Source organism: Methanosarcina sp. UBA289, assembly GCA_002496565.1.
GTDB lineage: Archaea > Halobacteriota > Methanosarcinia > Methanosarcinales > Methanosarcinaceae > Methanosarcina.
On the sequence record DAKJ01000016.1, the window covers coordinates 67,830 to 88,150 of the forward strand.

General features: G+C 36.8%; 19 protein-coding genes. 10 read left to right on the plus strand and 9 right to left on the minus strand.

Annotated features, from left to right (window positions below; all coding sequences use genetic code 11):
- Positions 1-102 precede the first annotated feature (102 nt).
- Entirely contained in the window at positions 103-960 is an 858-nt protein-coding gene (nudC, locus tag BP549_RS05860) for an NAD(+) diphosphatase (protein ID WP_292378972.1), read from the plus strand.
- A 51-nt stretch (positions 961-1,011) separates the two neighbouring features.
- On the opposite strand, the gene BP549_RS05865 is transcribed toward nudC, so the two are convergent.
- The 5 genes from BP549_RS05865 to BP549_RS05885 form a co-directional block, all read right to left on the minus strand.
- Positions 1,012-1,257: a hypothetical protein gene (locus BP549_RS05865; protein ID WP_292378975.1), complete on the minus strand. Its 246-nt coding sequence runs from the start codon at positions 1,255-1,257 to the stop codon at positions 1,012-1,014.
- Positions 1,258-1,385: 128 nt separating this feature from the next.
- The gene (locus BP549_RS05870; protein ID WP_292378977.1) at positions 1,386-1,763 is read right to left on the minus strand and encodes a hypothetical protein; all 378 of its coding nucleotides are present in this window, start codon (positions 1,761-1,763) and stop codon (positions 1,386-1,388) included.
- 17 nt (positions 1,764-1,780) lie between these two features.
- Entirely contained in the window at positions 1,781-2,155 is a 375-nt protein-coding gene (locus BP549_RS05875; protein WP_292378979.1) for a hypothetical protein, read from the minus strand.
- 608 nt (positions 2,156-2,763) lie between these two features.
- Complete coding sequence (locus tag BP549_RS05880) at positions 2,764-3,489, minus strand: TetR/AcrR family transcriptional regulator (protein WP_292378982.1); 726 nt, start codon at positions 3,487-3,489, stop codon at positions 2,764-2,766.
- A gap of 182 nt (positions 3,490-3,671) precedes the next feature.
- Positions 3,672-4,472, minus strand: coding sequence for an EFR1 family ferrodoxin (locus BP549_RS05885; protein ID WP_292378985.1), 801 nt, complete (start codon positions 4,470-4,472; stop codon positions 3,672-3,674).
- 589 nt (positions 4,473-5,061) lie between these two features.
- Between BP549_RS05885 and BP549_RS05890 the strand changes: the two genes are divergently transcribed.
- Positions 5,062-5,208, plus strand: coding sequence for a hypothetical protein (locus BP549_RS05890; RefSeq protein WP_292378988.1), 147 nt, complete (start codon positions 5,062-5,064; stop codon positions 5,206-5,208).
- A 105-nt stretch (positions 5,209-5,313) separates the two neighbouring features.
- Here the strand turns inward: BP549_RS05890 and BP549_RS05895 are convergent, their stop codons facing one another.
- Positions 5,314-5,643 carry a hypothetical protein gene (locus BP549_RS05895; RefSeq protein WP_292378991.1) on the minus strand — a complete coding sequence of 110 codons (330 nt, stop codon included), beginning with the start codon at positions 5,641-5,643 and terminating at the stop codon, positions 5,314-5,316.
- A 464-nt stretch (positions 5,644-6,107) separates the two neighbouring features.
- Between BP549_RS05895 and BP549_RS05900 the strand changes: the two genes are divergently transcribed.
- The 5 genes from BP549_RS05900 (at position 6,108) to BP549_RS05920 (ending at position 13,824) form a co-directional block, all read left to right on the plus strand.
- Positions 6,108-7,247, plus strand: coding sequence for a C45 family autoproteolytic acyltransferase/hydolase (locus BP549_RS05900; RefSeq protein WP_292378993.1), 1,140 nt, complete (start codon positions 6,108-6,110; stop codon positions 7,245-7,247).
- A 550-nt stretch (positions 7,248-7,797) separates the two neighbouring features.
- Positions 7,798-8,316: a CatA-like O-acetyltransferase gene (locus tag BP549_RS05905; RefSeq protein WP_292378996.1), complete on the plus strand. Its 519-nt coding sequence runs from the start codon at positions 7,798-7,800 to the stop codon at positions 8,314-8,316.
- Between the two features lie 401 nt (positions 8,317-8,717).
- Positions 8,718-10,415 carry a catalase gene (locus BP549_RS05910; protein WP_292372419.1) on the plus strand — a complete coding sequence of 566 codons (1,698 nt, stop codon included), beginning with the start codon at positions 8,718-8,720 and terminating at the stop codon, positions 10,413-10,415.
- Between the two features lie 889 nt (positions 10,416-11,304).
- The gene (locus BP549_RS05915; protein ID WP_292378999.1) at positions 11,305-12,771 is read left to right on the plus strand and encodes a PAS domain-containing sensor histidine kinase; all 1,467 of its coding nucleotides are present in this window, start codon (positions 11,305-11,307) and stop codon (positions 12,769-12,771) included.
- Positions 12,772-12,843: 72 nt separating this feature from the next.
- Positions 12,844-13,824: a hypothetical protein gene (locus BP549_RS05920; RefSeq protein ID WP_292379002.1), complete on the plus strand. Its 981-nt coding sequence runs from the start codon at positions 12,844-12,846 to the stop codon at positions 13,822-13,824.
- 356 nt (positions 13,825-14,180) lie between these two features.
- On the opposite strand, the gene BP549_RS05925 is transcribed toward BP549_RS05920, so the two are convergent.
- Positions 14,181-14,381, minus strand: coding sequence for a hypothetical protein (locus tag BP549_RS05925; protein ID WP_292372713.1), 201 nt, complete (start codon positions 14,379-14,381; stop codon positions 14,181-14,183).
- A gap of 208 nt (positions 14,382-14,589) precedes the next feature.
- Between BP549_RS05925 and BP549_RS05930 the strand changes: the two genes are divergently transcribed.
- Positions 14,590-15,021, plus strand: a complete 432-nt coding sequence (locus tag BP549_RS05930; protein WP_292379121.1) for a CatA-like O-acetyltransferase — start codon at positions 14,590-14,592, stop codon at positions 15,019-15,021.
- Between the two features lie 123 nt (positions 15,022-15,144).
- Here BP549_RS05930 and BP549_RS05935 read toward each other — a convergent pair whose 3' ends face one another.
- Positions 15,145-15,750, minus strand: a complete 606-nt coding sequence (locus tag BP549_RS05935; RefSeq protein ID WP_292372712.1) for a pentapeptide repeat-containing protein — start codon at positions 15,748-15,750, stop codon at positions 15,145-15,147.
- Positions 15,751-16,271: 521 nt separating this feature from the next.
- Here BP549_RS05935 and BP549_RS05940 point away from each other — a divergent pair.
- Positions 16,272-17,441 (plus strand): DEAD/DEAH box helicase, encoded by a 1,170-nt coding sequence (locus BP549_RS05940; protein WP_292379004.1) that lies wholly within the window; start codon positions 16,272-16,274, stop codon positions 17,439-17,441.
- A gap of 1,134 nt (positions 17,442-18,575) precedes the next feature.
- Positions 18,576-18,890, plus strand: coding sequence for a CatA-like O-acetyltransferase (locus BP549_RS05945; protein ID WP_292379006.1), 315 nt, complete (start codon positions 18,576-18,578; stop codon positions 18,888-18,890).
- A gap of 236 nt (positions 18,891-19,126) precedes the next feature.
- On the opposite strand, the gene BP549_RS05950 is transcribed toward BP549_RS05945, so the two are convergent.
- Entirely contained in the window at positions 19,127-19,456 is a 330-nt protein-coding gene (locus BP549_RS05950; RefSeq protein WP_292379007.1) for a hypothetical protein, read from the minus strand.
- Between the last annotated feature and the right edge of the window lie 865 nt (positions 19,457-20,321).

Consider the following 20,321-nt stretch of genomic DNA (forward strand, 5'->3'; position numbering starts at 1 on the left):
AACTAAGCCCTTAAACTTGAAAATGTGGAACATAGCTAAATGACATTAAATAAAATGCCCCTCTAATCATTTATAGGACAAAAAACAATAAGTATGAACATTATGACCCCAATATACAGGGAAAATCCCACTTGCCCGGAATTTATCATAGGCATCGAGCCGCCAGCCAACAGGACGGAAAAAGCGCTCTGGTTTATTTTCCGGGGCCGCGAGATTCTCCTAAAGCTTAATAAAAACCCCGGAGCAATTCCTAAACTGCTGGACTTTGGAGAGCTTGGGCTTTTGGGAATTCGGGAACAATATCTAGGAACCCTTGAGGGAACTCACTGTTATTCAGTTGAACTTTCTGAAGACGTACAGGCGCCTGAGGGAATGAGGTTTGTGGATCTCAGACAGGCGTATTCGGAGATAAATGAGAAGTGCTTTGCACTTGTGAATAAAGCAGTCCAGATTATGGAGTGGGACAGGACGAACCAGTTTTGCAGCCGCTGTGGGATAAAAACCCTGCAAATGCCCGGAGAAAGGGGAAAAGAGTGTCCTGACTGCGGGGAGCTTTTCTATCCGAGGATCTCACCTGCCGTGATCGTACTTATCCGGAAAGGGCATGAGATTTTACTTGCAAGGTCACCTAATTTCCCGCCAAGCATGTATGGTTTGATAGCCGGTTTCGTTGAGCCAGGGGAATCAGCTGAAGCTGCGGTAGTCAGGGAAATCAGGGAAGAAGTGGGAATTAAGGTCAAAAATATCAATTATTTCGGAACACAGGCCTGGCCGTTTCCTAATTCTCTGATGATCGGGTTTACTGCAGAGTACGATTCAGGGGAGATCCAGCCAGATGGGTTTGAAATCGAGGATGCAAGATGGTTTTCGGTTGAAAATCTTCCTGATTTGCCTGGAAAAATTAGTATTGCGAGAAAACTGATTGACCATTTCCTTAAAGAAGAAGGGATTGAAGTTTAAAGCCGGATTGATAATTCAATTCAGAATTTTATTCTTCCCGGTGCACCTTTTTTAATTCTTTTTATCATTCTCAGTATCATTATTAGGATGTCCATCGGACTTGCCATGTGCCCGGTTTTTTTCGATCCATAACCTGAGAAGGAACATTGCAATTCCAATTGTCATCACAGAGCTTATTGAAGTAGAAACCATATCCCCATACTTGGAAGGATAAAAGTTATTGCGGAAATCAACTCTGTGATAGTAGTTTTTAACCGTATACTTTTGGGATAGGCTCATTATAAAGAAAAAATCCATGCTATCAATTGTTTTTTAATATCCCTTAATTGCTTTCACAACTGCTGTTAATGATATTATTATGATTGTTATTACTAATACTGTTTTGATGGTCATCCAATATCTCCAAACTCATTGAATAAAACAAGTTAGAAATATGTTCCAATTGTGGTATTCTTTTTTAATTCTCTAGACTCGGCAGCAACCACATCCAGTTTATTTTTATAAGTGCCTTTATCTCCATCGCGTTCAGTAGCATCGGGATAAACTTCAAGGCTAATATCAAATTTTATGGCCTTATTGTTGATATTATCACTCATTTCAATATAAGTTTCATATGTGGTTACTCGGGAAATTAATCGAAAGTGTTGATATTCTTCTCCTACTAATGATACTTCACTTGCAATCGGATATAAAATAGGACTGTTTTCATTAATAGGGTCTTCATTGTTCATCTGCTCCAATACTACAATCTTTGAAAAGGAAATATCTGCAAGAACAGATTCGTTTGTCCTGAATTCTAGCATTAGACCATGTTTGGTATTTACAATAGAAGTGTCCAGTTTCCATTGAGTGATTTGTTGTCGAGTGACTCAGTAGTATTTTCAAAATATATTCCTCTTATGTACTTCTCTGGCGTGTGGAAAACACGCTCTTGTAGGAGACTTTTGAAAAAAGATGGTTCTTCCTGAGAAGGTGTGAGTGCAAAAACTCCTTCTTTTGTTGCAGGAATTGGAACTAAAATTTTAGTTGTTCCCAAGACTTCAATTCCTGAAAGACCACTTATTTTAACAGTATATTCGTAATGTGGCCTTAATTCGTCAGCCCTCCAGTCTCTTAGATTCATTTCAACAACATATAGCCCACTTAATACTATCAATAGGAGTATTAAAAAGAAATAAGTAATTATTTTTTTCACTGTTTCATCATCCTTAATTGAAAAATGAGAAAATGAGAAGATTCACCTTCTCATGTATTTAACAAGGCCTATATTTTACTTGGTAGATTTCATAATTCTTAGGCAAGGCTATCTAAACTTTGTAAATTATTAAAGTAAAGAACCATATGCTCATTGGGCATGAGAAGTTTAGTCTTGTCTTCCAGTTTGCCTGAACTTTGCACATATATTAAAAAAGCAATTACACTATATGAAAATTTTTAATTTTCTTATAAATATACTCACTTGAATTTAATATTTATTTGTCTTCGGTTAAGATATGAATCATTACAAATGTGTTATTTTGTCCCATCCGAACAGGTTAATGGTCAATTTGTATCTGAGTGGCATTATATCTCACATTCCGTAGTATTTTTTTGAAAATCAATATTTTTCATGATAGCGTTTTTGGAACAGATGCAAATAAGATCGCTCCAGATAGGTTAGATTCTTTTAGAACAAACCAGCGATTTCCAGATGTTACTGATTATGACCTCGGGCTGAACTCACCTATCTCGTATGGAGTAGGCGAGAATCAAGAATATGAAATGAAATAGAGGTGAAAAGAATTCAACCTCATATTCTAAAATTTAAGATTCTTCTTTCTTTTTCTTCTCAGATGCTACAGGCTCGGTTAAAAAGAATCCAAATGATGAAAAATCTTTGACATCCATTTTGTGAGATTTCTCACCGGAAGAGATAGCAGGAGTGATGAACCGGAAAAACTCACTGGCAAACTGCTCGTAGCTGAATCCCTCCGCCCCGATCACCAGTTTCCATTTAGTTTCCATTGACAGGATACCCATGAAGGAGATCATAAGGTACATCGAGGTAAGAAATGGATCGAGATCGGCACGGATTGTACCATCATCGATACCCTCCTGGATCGCATCCCGCAGGAGCAGACGGCAGGTACCGTATCCTTTTCCAATCTCTGCGGTACACGGGTTCTCTTTGGAAAAACGCTCCGAACCGTAAAAATGGATCATCCGAAGATAATCAGGGTATTCCTGTGCATATTGGTAATAGGCCTGACCCATCAGGGCTACCTTGACAATGCCCGGCACCTGTTTTTCCATGCATTCCATGTATTTTTCTTTAAGTATCCGGATACCGCGGAGTACAATAGTTGCGAAAAGTGTTTCCTTATTTTTAAAATATAAATAAATAGTAGCCTTATTCAGTTCGACCTCGCGGGCGATATCTTCCATGGAAACATCTTCATAACTTCGAGAAAAAAAGAGAAGCTCGGCTGCATCGATAATCTCTGTTTTTCGCTGTTCCTTTTCTCGTTGCCTTCTATCGGCGATTCCCATAGTTTCACTTCACCTGATCCATAATTATAGGCTTGTATTAATATTATGACTGTTAATTATATGATTTAATTATATGATTTAGTTGTATGATTTAGTTACATGATTTAATTATATAATTCAAGGAATGAATGTACTCCAATTTTCCGCTTTTACCAATCAGGATAATATTCGGGATATATTCATTAGATAAAACATTCAGGCTCCTTCGGCTGGCTATATAGCGTATGGAGACGCACTGATGCGTCTTTAACCAGCCCGGGTTTCATAGTTCTGGCACTTTGTGGGCAGTTTTTGATACACGCACAGCAGGTAATGCATTTTTCTATATCAATCAAACGGGAATTTTCCGCATCAACAGCACCAACAGGACACAACTCTGCACAGGTTCCGCACTGTGAACACCCATCACTGACTGCGATAAAATCAACAGTCCACAATTTTGTAACTCCTCCATAAGGATAAGTGCCAGGCACATTCACATCAGAAACCTGAGAGATCGATGAAACAGACTGCAGCTTTTCACGTATTTTCTGTCCGAATACTTCTGCATGATGTAAATCATCTTTATCGGGACGTCCCTGTGCTGTTGGTGTCTCGGAATTTGAGAATGAGTGTTCCCCGATATATGCTGCACAGGCAATGGGAATACAACCACATTTCGTTACAATATTTTTTAGCTCAAGTAGTGCATCGTCATACACCCGATTACCATAAACCACAACACAGACCGTTGGTGTATTATGAGCCTGAATTGCATTCAGCCATTCATTTAATAATGCTGGCACTCTCCCCATATATACGGGAACTCCAACAACGAGCAATTCATTTTCCAATGTCTTCAATGGTTGGTTTCTTGCATCCGGTCTGGTAATATCGATTAATTCAACGGTGCCTGGATTAATACCATGCGCAATGCCCTGAACAACCGCTTTTGTTGTTCCGGTAGGTGAAAAATAAACTAATTTCACAGATTCTATTTCCATTTCATTTCCTCCATCAACTGTGTAACTCCAAGGTATATTATAACTATTGGTGATTAAATAACTATTGGTTAGTAAGTAACTGCAAGTTAGTTTAAGAATATTTCCAAAGGAAAAAAGATTAGATACCGACAAGACTTTGGTACTAATTTTGCTTGAATCAGAAATCGAATAAAATAGTAGTAAAATTTCTCGCTTAAAATCAAAATAGGGGAATTTCTACACAGCCCTCTTTACTTTAACTAATTCTTAATATGAACCTATCCTGGAAATCGGAGCTCTATTGACTTCCCTCAACACCCACATGCTGCGGAGCAGCAGATATCGGGCGGTTGCTGACAAAAAAGAAGAATCTGCGGGAGCTTAAAAAATGCATTGCAATTTACACATTCGGTTGCAACCTATAAAGTTGTTAACCTGTATCTGCCTGAACTGCCGAAAAATCCCTGCTAATCTTGAATAAAAGTTAGCATTTATCTTATTTTAAAATGATACAATTTTTAAGTCAGCCTCTTATTGAGTATATCCTATTGATATACTTAGAAACTTTGCGATGCATAGCATTTAATTATTATTGATCTATCTATATAATATGGTAGACAATACGACACACGAAGATATAAACAAAAGGCTTGATAATATAGAAAAAATTCTCATGGAAATCAGGGATGAACTGAGAGCATCAAATCAAAGAGTAAGAGAAGCAAAAGGCGGAGGAATAGAAGTAAAGGGAGAGTAAAATTAGGTACTGTGTAGTCTACAGGGTATGGGATAAATTTTCGGTAAGCTCCAAAGTTGTTCAGGAGGGTAAAACCCGTCAACTACGCAGAGCCGAATATAAGTTTTAGATCCTGATTTTTTTCTTGTACTTCTTCGGGAAGCCTGTAGATTCTATGGGACATCTCTTTATGCTAATTTCTCCATCCTCTATGCTTCCACTATTTTCTTCGACTTTTTCCTTTACAGCTCGCAAAATATTAATTATTGTAAAATCGTTGTATTGTGTTTTGATCCGAACTATAACATTCTCTAAATTATCCTCATATTCTCTCTCAACCCACTTTTTAGCATCTCTTATAGCCTCAGCCTCATCTTTCCCCAGTCCATAGATCGCATATCCTGTTGCAACTTCTATGTATATTTCTTCCGCTTCTGGTTTCGCTTCACTATGCATACTTATTTTTTGATTATTCCCTAAGGTTTTTTGATTACTCCTTAACGTGGATGTTGTCGGAAATATTGGCAGTACTCCAGCTACACTGCTGGTCAGGTGATCAAAAATTTTAAGACGGTGTACTGAACTTTAAGGTATTTTAAATTTACATCACTTACTTTATGTTATAATCTTTTCTTTTTTGTTACATATTATGCAAAGGTAGGAAAATCAATTTTGAAAAAAATTTAATTTATATTAGGAATTTATTTCCGAAAAATAAGATCATCCGCTAGCTGAGGATAGATTTTCGTATAAAAGTCTTTCTAAAAAAAATAATTATCTATGTATTATATACTGGCTATGAATATGCTTAATTGTTATTTAATATGCTGAATTGTCATCTCTAGAATTTATCCTATCCGCAGCAAAAAACCAGACATAATAAGGCTGTAAATCCGGAAGGAAAAAATGAGGAAACAGTGATGAAATTAACGACCGCACATTATCTGAACCATTCAGGTACAAATTACGAAATAGGTCAGCATCTAGGGAAATGGATTTTGGCGACGCCAGAAGTGGCAAGGAGACTGCAATCGCCGCCAGGTATGTTTCCCGTTAGAACACAGGAAAAAATCGCGGCAATGTTTGAAATGTTTGATCGTTATTGTCCCGGTGTCAATGAAGAGATTAAGGGTTTTGCCGATATGGTCAACATTGACCCGGCACAGGTATTGTTTTATTCCATAAGTTTCTTTGCTCACGGATGCAATGTGATGGCGCTAAGGCCAGAAAAAAACCTGGAAGGACATACTATTTTAGCTTACACCTACGATTTTACCGATGTACTGGAGGAGATGTGCCTGGCGACTACTTCCGTTACCGGTAAATATAGCCATACAGGTTCTCAGTGCAATATTTTCGGACGGGCCAATGGCGTAAATGAACACGGATTAGCTCTCTGTCAATCGTCCAATGGTATACCCGTAACGCCTATTGAAGGTTTAGGATTGGATCCTCAACTTTCTGGCCTGAATTTCTGGTGCGTTATCCGTGCTCTGCTGGAAAACTGTAAAAATATCTCCGAAGCTTTGGAATACCTGGAAAAGATGCCTATTTCCTATAATATGAATTTGATGATGGGAGATGCATCCGGGGATATTGCGCTATTTGAGAATCTCCACGGGTTTAAGGCATATAAGATTGTAACCGCCTCAGATCCTAAAGGATTCCTCTGTGCTAGTAATCATGCCGTTTTACCTGAAATGTTAGCACAGGAAAATGACCGCTGGAAGGGTTCGGTAAAACGTTTTGAGGTAATCTGGAACACTTTTACTGCCAAACAGAAAATCTCCAAGGAAGATATCAGGCAACTGATTTCAACCAGCTACCCCCAAGGCCTGTGCACCCATTTTTATGACCCACTGAATATGTTTGGAATGTTATATGGAGGCATCTTTGATATCGAGGAAAAGACAATAAACATTACTTTTGGCACGCCACAGCATAATCCTTGGAGAAAGTTTAACGTGGGAGTAAAGGATACAAATCAAGTTTTCAAGGTTTCCTTGCCTTACGAGCAGCCGCCAAAGGACTTTTTTGAAATGACGGAAGAGATAATCTGAACATTAAATCGGAATGATATTCCTGTAGAGATATTTTTATAAAAACCCAAAACTGCAGACCTATTCCAATATCGGAAGATATCAAGCAAAGTACCTATGTGCTTCTTATCGTTTTTGCATTTACCCTTGTTTATCGAAGGAAACAAGTATATTCCTATATACTTTAGAATGATTGAGAAAACAAGCACATAGAGATTTGTGGAATATTTTGCCTGGAATGGACAATTTTATTTGAAAAACAAAAGTTCTTATAATTTTAACTCAGATGATTTCTTGGAGTTTTTTTACTATTTTTTAGTATTTTTTTGACTGTTTATATATTACTGAGATGTGTCAACATGCAATATATTTTTATATATTCTGTTAACAGATCCCTACTTGAGCCTCAAAAATAAAAAAGAAATATATCATGTTGTATCGTATTAAATGAAGGTGTAAACATGGGAAACAGATACCAAAAATAGATTTTGAAACCTGGAAAAGAAAAGAGTATTGTCAGATATATAAGAATGTAGTGTAACCTCAATATCGTGTGAGTTTTGAACTTGATGTGACGAACTTTAAAAATCGCGTTAAAGAATACAATTGGCCGTTTACGATGGCATTTATATTTGCCGTTACGAAATGCGCAAATGAAATCGAGGAATTTCGGTATCGTTTTCTTGATGGTGAAGTTGTGTTATACGAGTCCATTGACACCTCATTTACATATCTGGATAAAGAAACAGAATTATTTAAGGTAGTAAATGTTCCCATGCAGTACGCAATTGAGAAGTTTGTACAACTGGTAACCGTAACGGCAGAAAATCAAAAAGAACATTTTACAGGACCTGTAGAAAATGATGTATATCAATTCTCGGCCTTGCCGTGGATAACATTTACGCATATTTCGCATACGGATTTCGGAAACAGGGAAAAAGCGCAGCCCATATTTGATTGGGGAAAATATCAAGAAAGAGAAGGCAAATTTATGATACCGTTTGCAGTTCAGGTTCATCATGCATTTGTTGATGGTATTCATATTGGCAAACTTGCGGATGAGCTACAGAGATACCTGGATGAAGTGTAGATTATAAGCATAATGGAAAGGATCAGTAGTTCACTAATTTTTACTTTTCTTTAAAGTTATGTCCTCAGAATATTGGGTTTTACAGTAACTCTTGTGCATAAAACATTAAAATTACAAGATGAAGGTGCCTTGAAAAATAATGGTTTTAGTGCTGGAAAAAGATATAGCAATAAATGTTAACCAGAGATAATATAAGGTTTAAATTATATTCTTAGAAAAGTAAAATACTAAAATTTGCCTTTACAGGGGAAAAGGTTTTGAGGTTTTGTCAGGTCTGCGGGGAAGAAATAATTTACATGCTTAAATTCTGCTGGAAATGATTTTTTTCTAATGGACTTGATGATGTCTTCTTAATGTGAATATAAAAAAGTTACTTGAGAGCACATAGTTGAGGATATTTTATGAAAGGCGCCAAGTGTACGAATCCAATGGATAAAAATCAATTAGGTGAGCCCCTTCCAAGCAGAAACCAAACTGTGGGGGATACTCCTGAATTAACTACAGTAGCAGGAGCTCCGGTGGAAAGCAATCAGGATAGCATGACAAGCGGTAAACGCGGGCCTCTTATGCTTCAAGATATCTGGTTTTTGGAAAAATTAGCACATTTTGACAGAGAAGTAATCCCAGAGCGCAGAATGCATGCAAAAGGCTCAGGAGCGTTTGGAACATTTACTGTAACTCACGATATAACCAATTACACTAAAGCAGCCATATTTTCTGAAGTAGGAAAACAAACTAAAATGTTTGCACGCTTTTCTACTGTAGCGGGTGAGCGTGGAGCAGCTGATGCAGAGCGTGATATCCGTGGTTTTGCTTTGAAGTTTTACACTGAAGAAGGTAACTGGGATATGGTGGGGAATAACACGCCTGTGTTCTTTTTTAGAGACCCTCTAAAGTTTCCTGATCTGAACCACGCTGTTAAACGTGATCCGCGTACCAATATGCGGAGCCCAAATACTAATTGGGACTTCTGGACATCTTTACCCGAAGCTCTGCTACAGGTAACTATTATTATGGGTGACCGTGGACTACCTTCTTCTTACAGGCACATGCATGGATTTAGCAGTCATGCTTACAGTTTAATAAATAAAGATAATAAGAGAGTATGGGTAAAGTTCCATTTCAGGTCACAGCAGGGCATAAGAAACCTCACCGACCAGGAAGCTGAAAAAGTTGTCGGAATGGACCGTGAAAGCCACCAAAGAGACCTTTACGAAGCCATTGAAAAAGGCAAGTTCCCAAAATGGAAAATGTATATACAGGTTATGACAGAGGAACAGGCCAATTCTATGAAGAATAATCCTTTTGATCTAACTAAAATGTGGCATAAAAAGGATTTTCCACTGATACCGGTGGGTGAATTTGAATTAAACAAGAATCCTGAAAACTATTTTGCAGACGTGGAACAGGCTGCTTTTTCACCAGCTAACGTAGTCCCGGGGATTGGTTTTTCCCCGGACCGTATGTTACAGGGACGTTTGTTCTCTTATGGAGATGCACAGAGGTATAGATTAGGTGTAAATCACCATCAAATACCTGTGAATTATCCTCAGGGTGTTAAAAACTATCACAGCTTCCATAGAGATGGACAGATGAGAGTTGATGGTAATAGAGGAAGTCAACTGCACTATGAACCCAATAGCTATGGAAATTGGAAAGATCAACCTCAATATGCACTTCCGGTTGAAAAAACAGGTTCAACAGATATCTTAAGGTATGATTTCAGAGAAGATGACAGTGATTATTACACCCAGCCAGGCGAGTTATTCAGAGCTATGACTCCTGATCAGCAACAGGTTTTGTTTGAAAATACTGCCAGAAATATGGGAGATTCTACTCTCCAAATCAAGCACAGGCATATTTACAATTGCTATCAGGCAGATCCCGGATATGGTGAAGGTGTTGCAAAAGCATTGGAAATAGATATATCAACCGTTGATTTAAATTTGCCAGCGCGTACTTCAAGAAAAGCCAATTATGAAGCAAACAATAAACATCCTGAATTAAATCAACCTACAATGAAAAAAGATTCAGGCAGGGAGATTGATACGAATGGCGATCCCTACATTGAACCCGAAAATGATCCCTGGCTTTTGTAACTATTGAATAATGAAATGTGGCATTAGCGGTACTATCAGGTCTAAGAGGAATAGACAAATTTATAGGCTCGAATGTAGCTGAAATAATTCCTGGCCCTCATAGACTTGACAATACCTTATTTTTAATGCTCTTGGAGTATGGTAATGATTTGACTCTTAATCTGTTCTCAGGGTTATCCAGGCCATTACAGTATACCCTTAAGCAGGAGAGATGCAGAAAGCAGCAGAAATAAAGTATATCTTGCTCATATATTTCCTTTCCTTCAATGAACATTGCTATTAATTCGTCTGAAACTTCGGGATTTTCATCATATTCAAAGAACCTCTCTGCGTCTTCTCCTTCAAAAACAAGCCCGAGTTCAATAGGTTTTGCTATTTGCGAATCTTCTTTTTATGATTCTACTATCTGTGTTTTAGTGTTATTTATTTTAAAATAAAAACTGTACATTTTAGTCTAAATACGCTAATTATTTATAAACTTCTATCGTAAAATATAGGACATGAATTGTTTTTAATAAGGCCTGTGCATTACTTTAAATGATTATAACCTGAAAAATAATCCAATCCAGCTTATACAACTTCGTATTTGCAAATTGATAAAAATTATTAATTATATTACTAAGTTTTGAAAAACTTGCTTTATTATTAAAAACGTAACTTTTTTATGAAATAAATTACAATACAATTTAAAAAAATAGTAGTCATGAAAAGAATATTTTACACTGCCCAATTGAACAAATTATCATTCTTAGGACTTACGCAGTTGAACTGAGTAATCAATATGCTTTAAAAATTCAACTCTCTAAAATCTATATTATCTCAATGTCTATTGTGCTTGATTATGCACTTCAAGTTCGTAAGTCCTAATTCTCTGTAGGAGATAATAATCATGGAGGAAGATTTTTGCAAAGAAAACTTAGAGAAAATTGAAAAAAGATTCTTCTCCATAGCTGAGATAACGGGGCAATTAATATTTGACGGTGATGCAAAAACAGGAAAGATTGAATGGTCCGGATCCATAGAAGAGTTTACCGGTTACACTCCGGAAGAATTCAGCAAATTTGATTTCGCTGCCTGTAAAACATTGATACATCCAGAAGACAGAGGAAGAGTATGGAGTGCTTTGGAGAATTCTCTAAAGACCGGAGAGAGATTTGGGCAAAAGTTCAGGTTCAGAAAAAAAAATGGGAGCTATATTTATGTGGAAGACATCTCGGTTTTTCTTAAAAATGAAAATAATTATGTATACAGAGGAATCGGCTTGTTTAAAGACATCACAGAAAATAAACATGCTCAGGAAAAACTTAAGGTAAGCGAAGAACACATCGTGAAATATCTGCAAAACTTCAGAGGTATTGGATTTGAGTTAGACAATAATTTCAATCTCGTGCTGTTGCACGGAGCTGTAGAGGAAATTACAGGCTATAAAAGTGAAGAGTTTCTATCAGGAAAAACAAGTTTTGCTCAGCTAGTGAACCCTGAGGATAAAAGCAACTTTCTTCAAAATCGGAAAAAACTAAGCACTGGATCTAACTCCCTAGTTGAACAAGAATATAGAATTTTGAATAAGAATGGGAATATAGTTTGGGTCTTTGAGTCTATTCAGTTTGTACACGATATAGATAAGACAAACCAATTTTACCAGGGTTTCATTCAAGATGTGACTGAGAAAAAAATTGCTAAAGAAATTATTGACAAAGCTGAAAAACTTCGCAAAAAAGAAATCCACCACCGGATTAAAAACAATTTGCAGGTAATCTCCAGTCTCCTAGAATTAGAGTGCGAAAACTTAATGTCCAGTAATCTTGAACATGAAAAAATTACTGAAGCATTTCGAGAAAGCAATAATCGAATTGTATCTATGTCTATAATCCATGAAGAGCTGTATAACTCCAAAAATATGGAGACAATCAACTTTGCTTCATACCTAAAAAAATTAACAGATGATCTTTTCAAATCATATAAAGTAGGAAGTTCTGATATACAATTGATCTTAGACGTGGAAGATATTTTTTTTGAAATGGACAATGCAATCCCTTTGGGTATCATTGTCAATGAACTCATTTCTAATTCCTTGAAATATGCTTTTCCAGAAGATAGAAACGGGAAAATTCACATCAAACTCTACAGGGACGTTAATAATAAAAAAGAGGTTTTGACTTCTCTGTGCAGACATTATACATTAGTTGTTGAAGATGATGGTGTTGGTTTACCCGATTCAATTGACTTTAGAAATACTAGTTCTCTAGGCTTACAGTTAGTAAATATTCTTGTTGATCAAATCAATGGCAATATCGAACTTAAAAATGAGTCCGGAGCAAAATATACAATACAGTTTATGGATTCTCCAATCTAAATGCTTTCAATGAAATAACCTATGAAATTTATTAATTTTAGTTAAATCAGCTTACTAAGGATGGTAGTAATCATGATAACATCTATATATGATACGTTATGGGAAGGCTATTATTCGAGCTACAAGGGAGTTGCAAGCCCTCATCGAAAGCCAGGTCTTTTTAAATGGCTTTATGATAACTACATATTTCTTCATCTTTCTTGCGTTGATTCTTCTAGTGTCTACAAGCTTGCCGACTTCAAAGCATGTCTGGCTCTAGTGGATACAGCCATTGATGACTGTTGTGATAATGCATCTTTTATAGAGGAGAATGGTGGAGACAAATTCAGTTATGAAATGTTAAGTATCCTTTATAATGCGGACAAAATTGTACCCGGAACTTACAATCCATTACAACTTAACTTAGATAATCTTTATACAAAAACTACATTTGATATTTTTTCTGATTTCCTTATGAATCATCTAACATCCCTTCCAAGATACCATGATTTCAAAAGTGAGTTTTTCCTATCAATAAGAAACGTAGCCGGGTCAATGGAGTTCTCTTATATTTTGAACAAAAATAAGATTGCATACCCTTATTCTCTTGTTGTCCAGAATAAGGGTCCTTCCACAATGGTTGCAGTTCTCTCAATACTTGATTTGATGTCCTCCGAAAGTTTTGATGCTTCGGAACTTGGAAAAGCAATAGCTCTTTTTAATATGGCAGATGTTGTAGCAATGCTAAATAACGCGGTCAATACATGGAAGAAAGAAATAGTTGAAAGAGACTACAGTAGTCCGGTAATTTCATTAGCTCTTGAGAAAAAACTTATTAAATTCAGTGATTTCGAAAATCTCAGCACAGAAAAAATAGAAGAAAAGCTGTTACCATTATCTTTAATGGTAAATGAAGATCTTAACAGAAAGTTATTGTTTATGGAAGAGTTTGCTGAGATTTATGAAATAAAAAGCTTTGATGCGTTGAGGTATATTAACAATTATAGAACTTATGCATTTGAAAGCCAAAAAAAGAATAAAGAAATTTCTCAAAGACAAACAGGTTCAATTTAAAGAGTGTAAACAGGTTTTAGATAAAAACTATATATTCTCTTAAATGGCGATAATCTGAAAAAAATACCCTAAGTCAACTTATACAAAAGACAATGAAGCCTTGCAATCTTATGTCAAGGATGTAAGGATTCTCATCCCTCAGAAATAATGAGACCCTCGGGGCTGCAATTCCTAAGGACCAGCATAAAACCCCGTGCCTGGATATTCTCCTAATAACTGGTATGCGCTATGCTGAAATGCTCAGGCTCTACGACCATAAAGAATGGTACAACGAAAAAAGAAACATAATTCACCTTTCAGAAGTACAAAGAAAACACAAAAGAAGACAGTTAGAAAGAACTATTCACCCTCTGCCTTCAATGTTCAACTACACGCTTAAGGATATCTGGGAAGCTCGCAGGCTTGGAAGGAGAGAGCCAGATTTTCAGGTTTTGCAGCTTTTTCTTTCTTGGGCTCTCGTTGGATTCGAGGGCAATCTCGGCTGAAAATAGGCTTATGCTGTCCTTCCTGTACCTTCCTGTGAGACGATCTGAAGCCGGTTCTAGTACGCCCTTCAAAAAATAACGGCTTGTAGGGCTTCTATTGGCTTGGCTTTTTTGTCTTCTCTGATAGCGGGCTGGAACAAATCCAATTTTTTATTTCCATTACGCAGTATAAGGCTCCGTGTTGAGAACTCGTTGATTTTTCGAGATAGCCCTGAAAATAGTTGCCTACGGTCTTGTCTGCGGCTGTCGAGAAAGGAGTCTCCTACCTTATTGAGATAAAATCGAGGAGTTTCGGTATCGTTTTCTTGACGGTGAAGTTGTGTTATACGAGTCCATTGACACCTCATTTACATATCTGGATAAAGAAACAGAATTATTTAAGGTAGTAAATGTTCCCATGCAGGACACGATTGAGAAGTTTGTACAACTGGTAACCGTAACAACAGAAAATCAAAAAGAACATTTTACAGGACCTGTAGAAAACGATGTATATCAGTTCTCTGCCTTGCCGTGGATAACATTTACGCACATTTCGCACACGGATTTCGGAAACAGGGAAAAAGCGCAGCCCATATTTGATTGGGGAAAATATCACGAAAGAGAAGGCAAATTTATGATGCCATTTTCAGTCCAGGTTCATCATGTATTTGTTGATGGTATTCATATTGGCAAACTTGCGGATGAGCTGCAAAGATATCTGGATGAAGTGTAAATAAGCATAATGGGAGGACCGGTAGTTCATTAATTTTTACTTTTCTTGAAGTTATGTTTTCAGAATACGTAGGTTTAACAGAAAAACATCTGCATGTAAGAAATATGTGAGTGAGCCAATACCTTACACAATTTTGATTCCCAGAATCCACGCAGCGAGTTCTATTGCTTGCCCGACACTAACTGTAGCTCCTCTGAGTTCGTTGCGTGTATCGGATACTGTGATCCCGTCAATGATACAATCCGATAAGTCGATGTCTTTGAGTGAGGTTTTAAAGAAATCCGTTCCAGTGAAATTAACTGCTTTCAGCATGGGCTTCTTTAACCGAATCTCGGATAAGAAGGCTTCCGTGAAATTACAGTCAAGAATGGTGCAGTTCTCCAATACAGAACTTGAAAAATCTGCATATCGAAAGGAACCATCCGCTAAAGAGGTTTCTTTCATGTGGCTCTTGCTGAAGTTGCTGCCATCGCCCTTGCACGTTAATATTTTGGAGTCTTTCCAGTAGCTGTCCATAAAAATGCAATTTGCAAAATTGCAGTTATCAAATACCGAATTGTAAAAGCTGGCTTTTGAAAAATCACATTTGTTGAACTGGCATTCTATAAATTGTACTGATTCAAATTCTATCCTTGCGATGTCGACATCCGAAAGCATCTCGCCTTCAAAGCGCACCTTCTCTATATATTTATCATCAGATTGTGCAGCTATAATTTGGCTTTCCAGCATGCTTCCATCTCCATAGACTGATGTTTCTAAATGATTATTGACAGAATTATTTATTTGTTTTTTGTGAGTGCCATCTCATATTTGTCCATTGGCATTATGAGAATCTTCCATATAAGCCAGAAGCGATACAGGATATAGATATTATCTAATGATAGATGAGTGAGCCTTGCAGTGTTATGCGGTATATTGGACGTGGTGGCGCGCAAACAAACCGGAAACGGCTCTTGCATGAAGCGGCACACTATTACAAACGGAATCTTTGGAAGAACAATGAATGCTGGGTAATCACATTATCAAAATAGGCAAAAGTATAAAGGGAGAGTTCACCGTTATAAGCGATTACTAACTTTTAAGCAGTAAATTAATCTTAACTTTTCTAAAGTTGTGCTTATAGCTCTTAATTGTTTTTAATATGTCTTAAATATATGAATATGAAAAAGCAATTAAGTAGCTTTTTCAGAAAAATCACGGAAAGTCTAACTATGAATAATTTTAAAAAACTAGGCCTCAGTAATGCTGTTTTGAAATCAATAGATGAACATGGCTTTGAAAGCCCTACAGCAGTACAGGAAAAATCAATTCCCCTAATACTTGCTGGGGAAGATGTTATAGCCGGAGCCGCAACAGGTTCCGGAAAAACACTCGCATTTGCTTCCGGCATATTACAAAATTCCGAAAAAGGAAAAGGAATTCAGGCTTTGATCCTGACCCCTACAAGAGAACTGGCGGAGCAGGTGGCAAATTCTTTCAGGAAATTCTCAAAATACGACCCGTTAAATATCGTATCTATCTATGGCGGTGTAGGGATCAATCCACAAATTAAAGAATTAAAGAATGCCGAGGTTGTTGTGGGAACACCCGGCAGGCTACTCGATCATATCAGCAGAAATACCATCAAATTCAATAATGTGAAAACCCTTGTCCTTGATGAGGCAGACCAGATGTTTGATATGGGATTCAAAATGGATGTAGAAAAAATTATCAAGGAATGTCCTCAAAACAGGCAGACCCTTTTGTTCTCTGCAACCGTTACAAAAGATATTGCCCAGCTTTCCCGCAAGCACATGGAAAACCCGGTTCGAGTATCAGTAGAGTCTTATATCGACCCGCAAAAATTGAATCAGGTCGTTTATAAAGTACAGGATGACATGAAATTATCTCTGCTCGTGTATCTTCTACAAAATGAAAAGTCAAACCTCGGGATGGTTTTCTGCAACACAAAAAGAAACACTGAAAAAGTCGCAAAAAACCTGAGAAAATCAAGTATCAATGCCGTGGCAATTCATGGAGGATTGACACAGAACGAACGAACTCGCATAATGGAAAAATTCCATTCCGGGAACATATGTGTCCTTGTATGCACAGATGTAGCCGGAAGAGGACTTGATATACAGGGTGTTTCCCATGTTTACAATTATGATATTCCCAGGGAGAGTAAACAGTATATTCACAGGATTGGAAGAACTGCACGAGCAGGAACAGAAGGAAAAGCGATAAATATCCTTTCCAAAAATGATCATGCTAATTTCATGAGTGTGCTGAAAGACAATGATGTAGATATTAAGGAACAGGCACTACCTGCTCTGAAGAAGATTGTAATTGAAAGACCGGAAATAAGATTGCCAAAGCCGGTAAATAGGATGAACAACCCCTCCAGAAAAGGTCATAAACCCAGGCACAAAAACTATTAGACGCCGTTCGTCTGTGCATTGCATTACAACTAACCATTTGATCGATTGGCATCGGCAGGAGCAATGGACTGCTCCCGCAAAACCCAGGCACGAGAATAAGAACGACGGCCAGTTCGTGCCACTACGATGTCAAAATGCACCCTTCCGATGCCTTCGGACCAATGAGCAGAGGTCGTCGACTGCGGGGTGGAAGATCTATGCTAAAATCAAATTGCGTGCGGCCACCCCAACCTGAACAGGCTGCCCGACAATTACCCCCGGTAATAACTGAATTTCTTCTTCTCCAATTTAAAAGCCTTAAATGCCTTTTCTACCATCTTTTTAGGGACCTATAGTGAATAGAAAAAACAGACTTTTACTTTGTTGCCAGAACTTCCACCACGACTTTATTTCCGTGCTCTCCGGAATTAACTTGAATTTAACCAACTCTCCCATGAAGTCAAAAACCGGACCATAGAACTCAATTGACTCAAAGCCGCGCCGAATTATATTATAGGGTTTTGAGGTTCCAGCCGGTGGTGAAGACAGTTTTCCTTTAGGTTTAATTCCATGCGCTCCCTGGTTAATTAGCTTTTATTATTCCTGAATGCTCGTAAATTGCATCTCATATTCTTTCTTTTCACGCGCCGCGCTCCGCTTGAACCCACCTGCGTACAGTAGATAAAAATGAAATCATTAGCCGCGCTGGGAAGTCTGACCCCCAAAATATCAACCATGTAGCCAGGGACGACCAGAATTTTGGCTTCAGAAAAATTCCTGCAGGTCAGCAGGAAAGTGAAAGTACTCGGTTGAGCCGTTTAAAAGGCGAAAATAAAAAAATCGATTAATTCATTACGGGGTGTTTCATCCTCTCAGGAAGGAATTAAAAAAATGATTATTAATACTTTCTTATGAAGTTGTTTGAAAAATTTATCTAAATGATTGATCTAAATAAACTCAACTATTTACAAATTTATATTTACATGTACGTGTAATTGTACAAAAAAAAGCATTTAGAGGAATGATACATTAACAAAGAGATTATATACAGAAACTATTTTCTTTTTTCTAAATTTTTAGGCAGAAGTTGCCATGTTTTAAATATTTTGATTTCAGAATCATTCAAACGATAGGAAGAGAAAACGATAATGAACCATGCAGGATACGATTGAAAAGTTTGTACAACTGGCAACCGTAACGGCAGAAAATCAAAAAGAACATTTTACAGGACCTGTAGAAAATGATGTATATCAATTCTCGGCCTTGCCGTGGATAACATTTACTCATATTTCACACACGGATTTCGGAAACAGGGAAAAAGCACAACCCATATTTGATTGGGGAAAATATCAGGAAAGGGAAGGCAAGTTTATGATGCCGTTTGCAGTCCAGGTTCATCATGCATTTGTTGATAGTATTCATATTGGCAAACTTGCGGATAAGCTGCAGAGATATCTGGATGAGGTATAGATTAATCAGTCACTAATTTTTTACTTTTTTAGGTCTTCAGAATACTTAGGTTTTACGATAAGAACTATACATTTTTTTAACCTCAAAAGGAGTTTTGAAGCGAAATTATTTCAGACAAAGCATCAGTAAACAATCAAATCAATGATGAAGTAAATACCTTACATTCGGAATAATACTTACAATCAGGACTCTTTTCAAATATGCAGGTCTATTGCCTTATTACAATGATAATTTCTTCATTTTTTGTATGTTCCTTTTGTGAGCCCCATTATTGCACCTATTGCACCAGCGCCAATAGTAAGGATTGATTTATTGTTGCTTATTAGTTGACCAGTTTGTGGATCGGTTAATGCTACCATAAAAGACGAGATTAGATATATTGCTAACATAGCAACTATTGCAAAGAATAATATATTTACTATTTTTTTAGCAGGAGTTCTGTACGGTTCATCTAGCAGTTCTGCTAACCCCATAAATAATTCAAACAAGCCTGGTTCGGAGCTAGGTTGTTTTGTTGCTACATTGGGTTCCTTTTTAGTTCTTGATTTTTTTTGTGTTTGTACCATGTAGACTCCTTTTGTTTATGGTTAATTTTATATTTTTATAAAGTGTTACATTAATACTTAGTTAACATTTAGTAAATTATCTCTTTTAGTATATTAACACAGCTTGCTGTTTTTGTGTGAAATCATAAATCTAATGAAGTCTCTAAATAGAAAATTGCTTGAAATAATAAACATGATGAATAAACAGATTTTATTGTATAACTTTATTGAGACAGAAAGGTTAGCAAAATAATGTATGCTTTCTATTCTCGAAAACCAAAAAGGAAAATTTATAAACACCAACTTGATATGATTTTACGGTGTTTGGCAGTTGGTCGACCAAGATAAAATTCATAATCAATGTCCAAGCGTTGATCAAATAGAAAGTACTGTCAACTTCACAGTCCCTAGTTTTGAGCTCTACTTCTTCGTATTTCCGGCCATTGCCGACTTTATCAAAACTACTCTGAAGAAATGTTCCTGGTGTTAGAGTCAGTACGTTTGTCATATGTTATGCAAGTTCCCTGGATGTTAAAAAAGAAAATTGAATTCTTATTAAGGTCTTTTAATTTTAAGACTTTTATTATACTTGCAATTTGTAAATATGTAATGCACGCAGTATATAGTCTGTCAGTAATCCTGGAGCTCGGCTACATATCACCATTTTTGAGAATCAGTTCACAGATCCTACATTCCACAGTATTTTTTTCAAAAATCAATAGTTTTTATGATAGCGTTTTTAAAACAGTATCAAGTAATTTAAGCACGTAATGGCACTTGGTGAATATTGAATAATATCGTTTTTTTGGTCTCTAAATATATCATATAGTTGCTTTTACATCCTGCATAAAAATTCAATAAATCTGTGTTAGATTGAAAATCGATA

Excerpts from the sequence above, each read along its gene's own strand:
- nudC (WP_292378972.1), top strand. The coding sequence starts at position 103 with ATGACCCCAATATACAGGGAAAATCCCACTTGCCCGGAATTTATCATA.
- BP549_RS05865 (WP_292378975.1), bottom strand. The coding sequence starts at position 1,257 with ATGGATTTTTTCTTTATAATGAGCCTATCCCAAAAGTATACGGTTAAA.
- BP549_RS05870 (WP_292378977.1), bottom strand. The coding sequence starts at position 1,763 with ATGCTAGAATTCAGGACAAACGAATCTGTTCTTGCAGATATTTCCTTT.
- BP549_RS05880 (WP_292378982.1), bottom strand. The coding sequence starts at position 3,489 with ATGGGAATCGCCGATAGAAGGCAACGAGAAAAGGAACAGCGAAAAACA.
- BP549_RS05885 (WP_292378985.1), bottom strand. The coding sequence starts at position 4,472 with ATGGAAATAGAATCTGTGAAATTAGTTTATTTTTCACCTACCGGAACA.
- BP549_RS05890 (WP_292378988.1), top strand. The coding sequence starts at position 5,062 with ATGGTAGACAATACGACACACGAAGATATAAACAAAAGGCTTGATAAT.
- BP549_RS05895 (WP_292378991.1), bottom strand. The coding sequence starts at position 5,643 with ATGCATAGTGAAGCGAAACCAGAAGCGGAAGAAATATACATAGAAGTT.
- BP549_RS05900 (WP_292378993.1), top strand. The coding sequence starts at position 6,108 with ATGAAATTAACGACCGCACATTATCTGAACCATTCAGGTACAAATTAC.
- BP549_RS05910 (WP_292372419.1), top strand. The coding sequence starts at position 8,718 with ATGAAAGGCGCCAAGTGTACGAATCCAATGGATAAAAATCAATTAGGT.
- BP549_RS05915 (WP_292378999.1), top strand. The coding sequence starts at position 11,305 with ATGGAGGAAGATTTTTGCAAAGAAAACTTAGAGAAAATTGAAAAAAGA.
- BP549_RS05920 (WP_292379002.1), top strand. The coding sequence starts at position 12,844 with ATGATAACATCTATATATGATACGTTATGGGAAGGCTATTATTCGAGC.
- BP549_RS05935 (WP_292372712.1), bottom strand. The coding sequence starts at position 15,750 with ATGCTGGAAAGCCAAATTATAGCTGCACAATCTGATGATAAATATATA.
- BP549_RS05945 (WP_292379006.1), top strand. The coding sequence starts at position 18,576 with ATGCAGGATACGATTGAAAAGTTTGTACAACTGGCAACCGTAACGGCA.
- BP549_RS05950 (WP_292379007.1), bottom strand. The coding sequence starts at position 19,456 with ATGGTACAAACACAAAAAAAATCAAGAACTAAAAAGGAACCCAATGTA.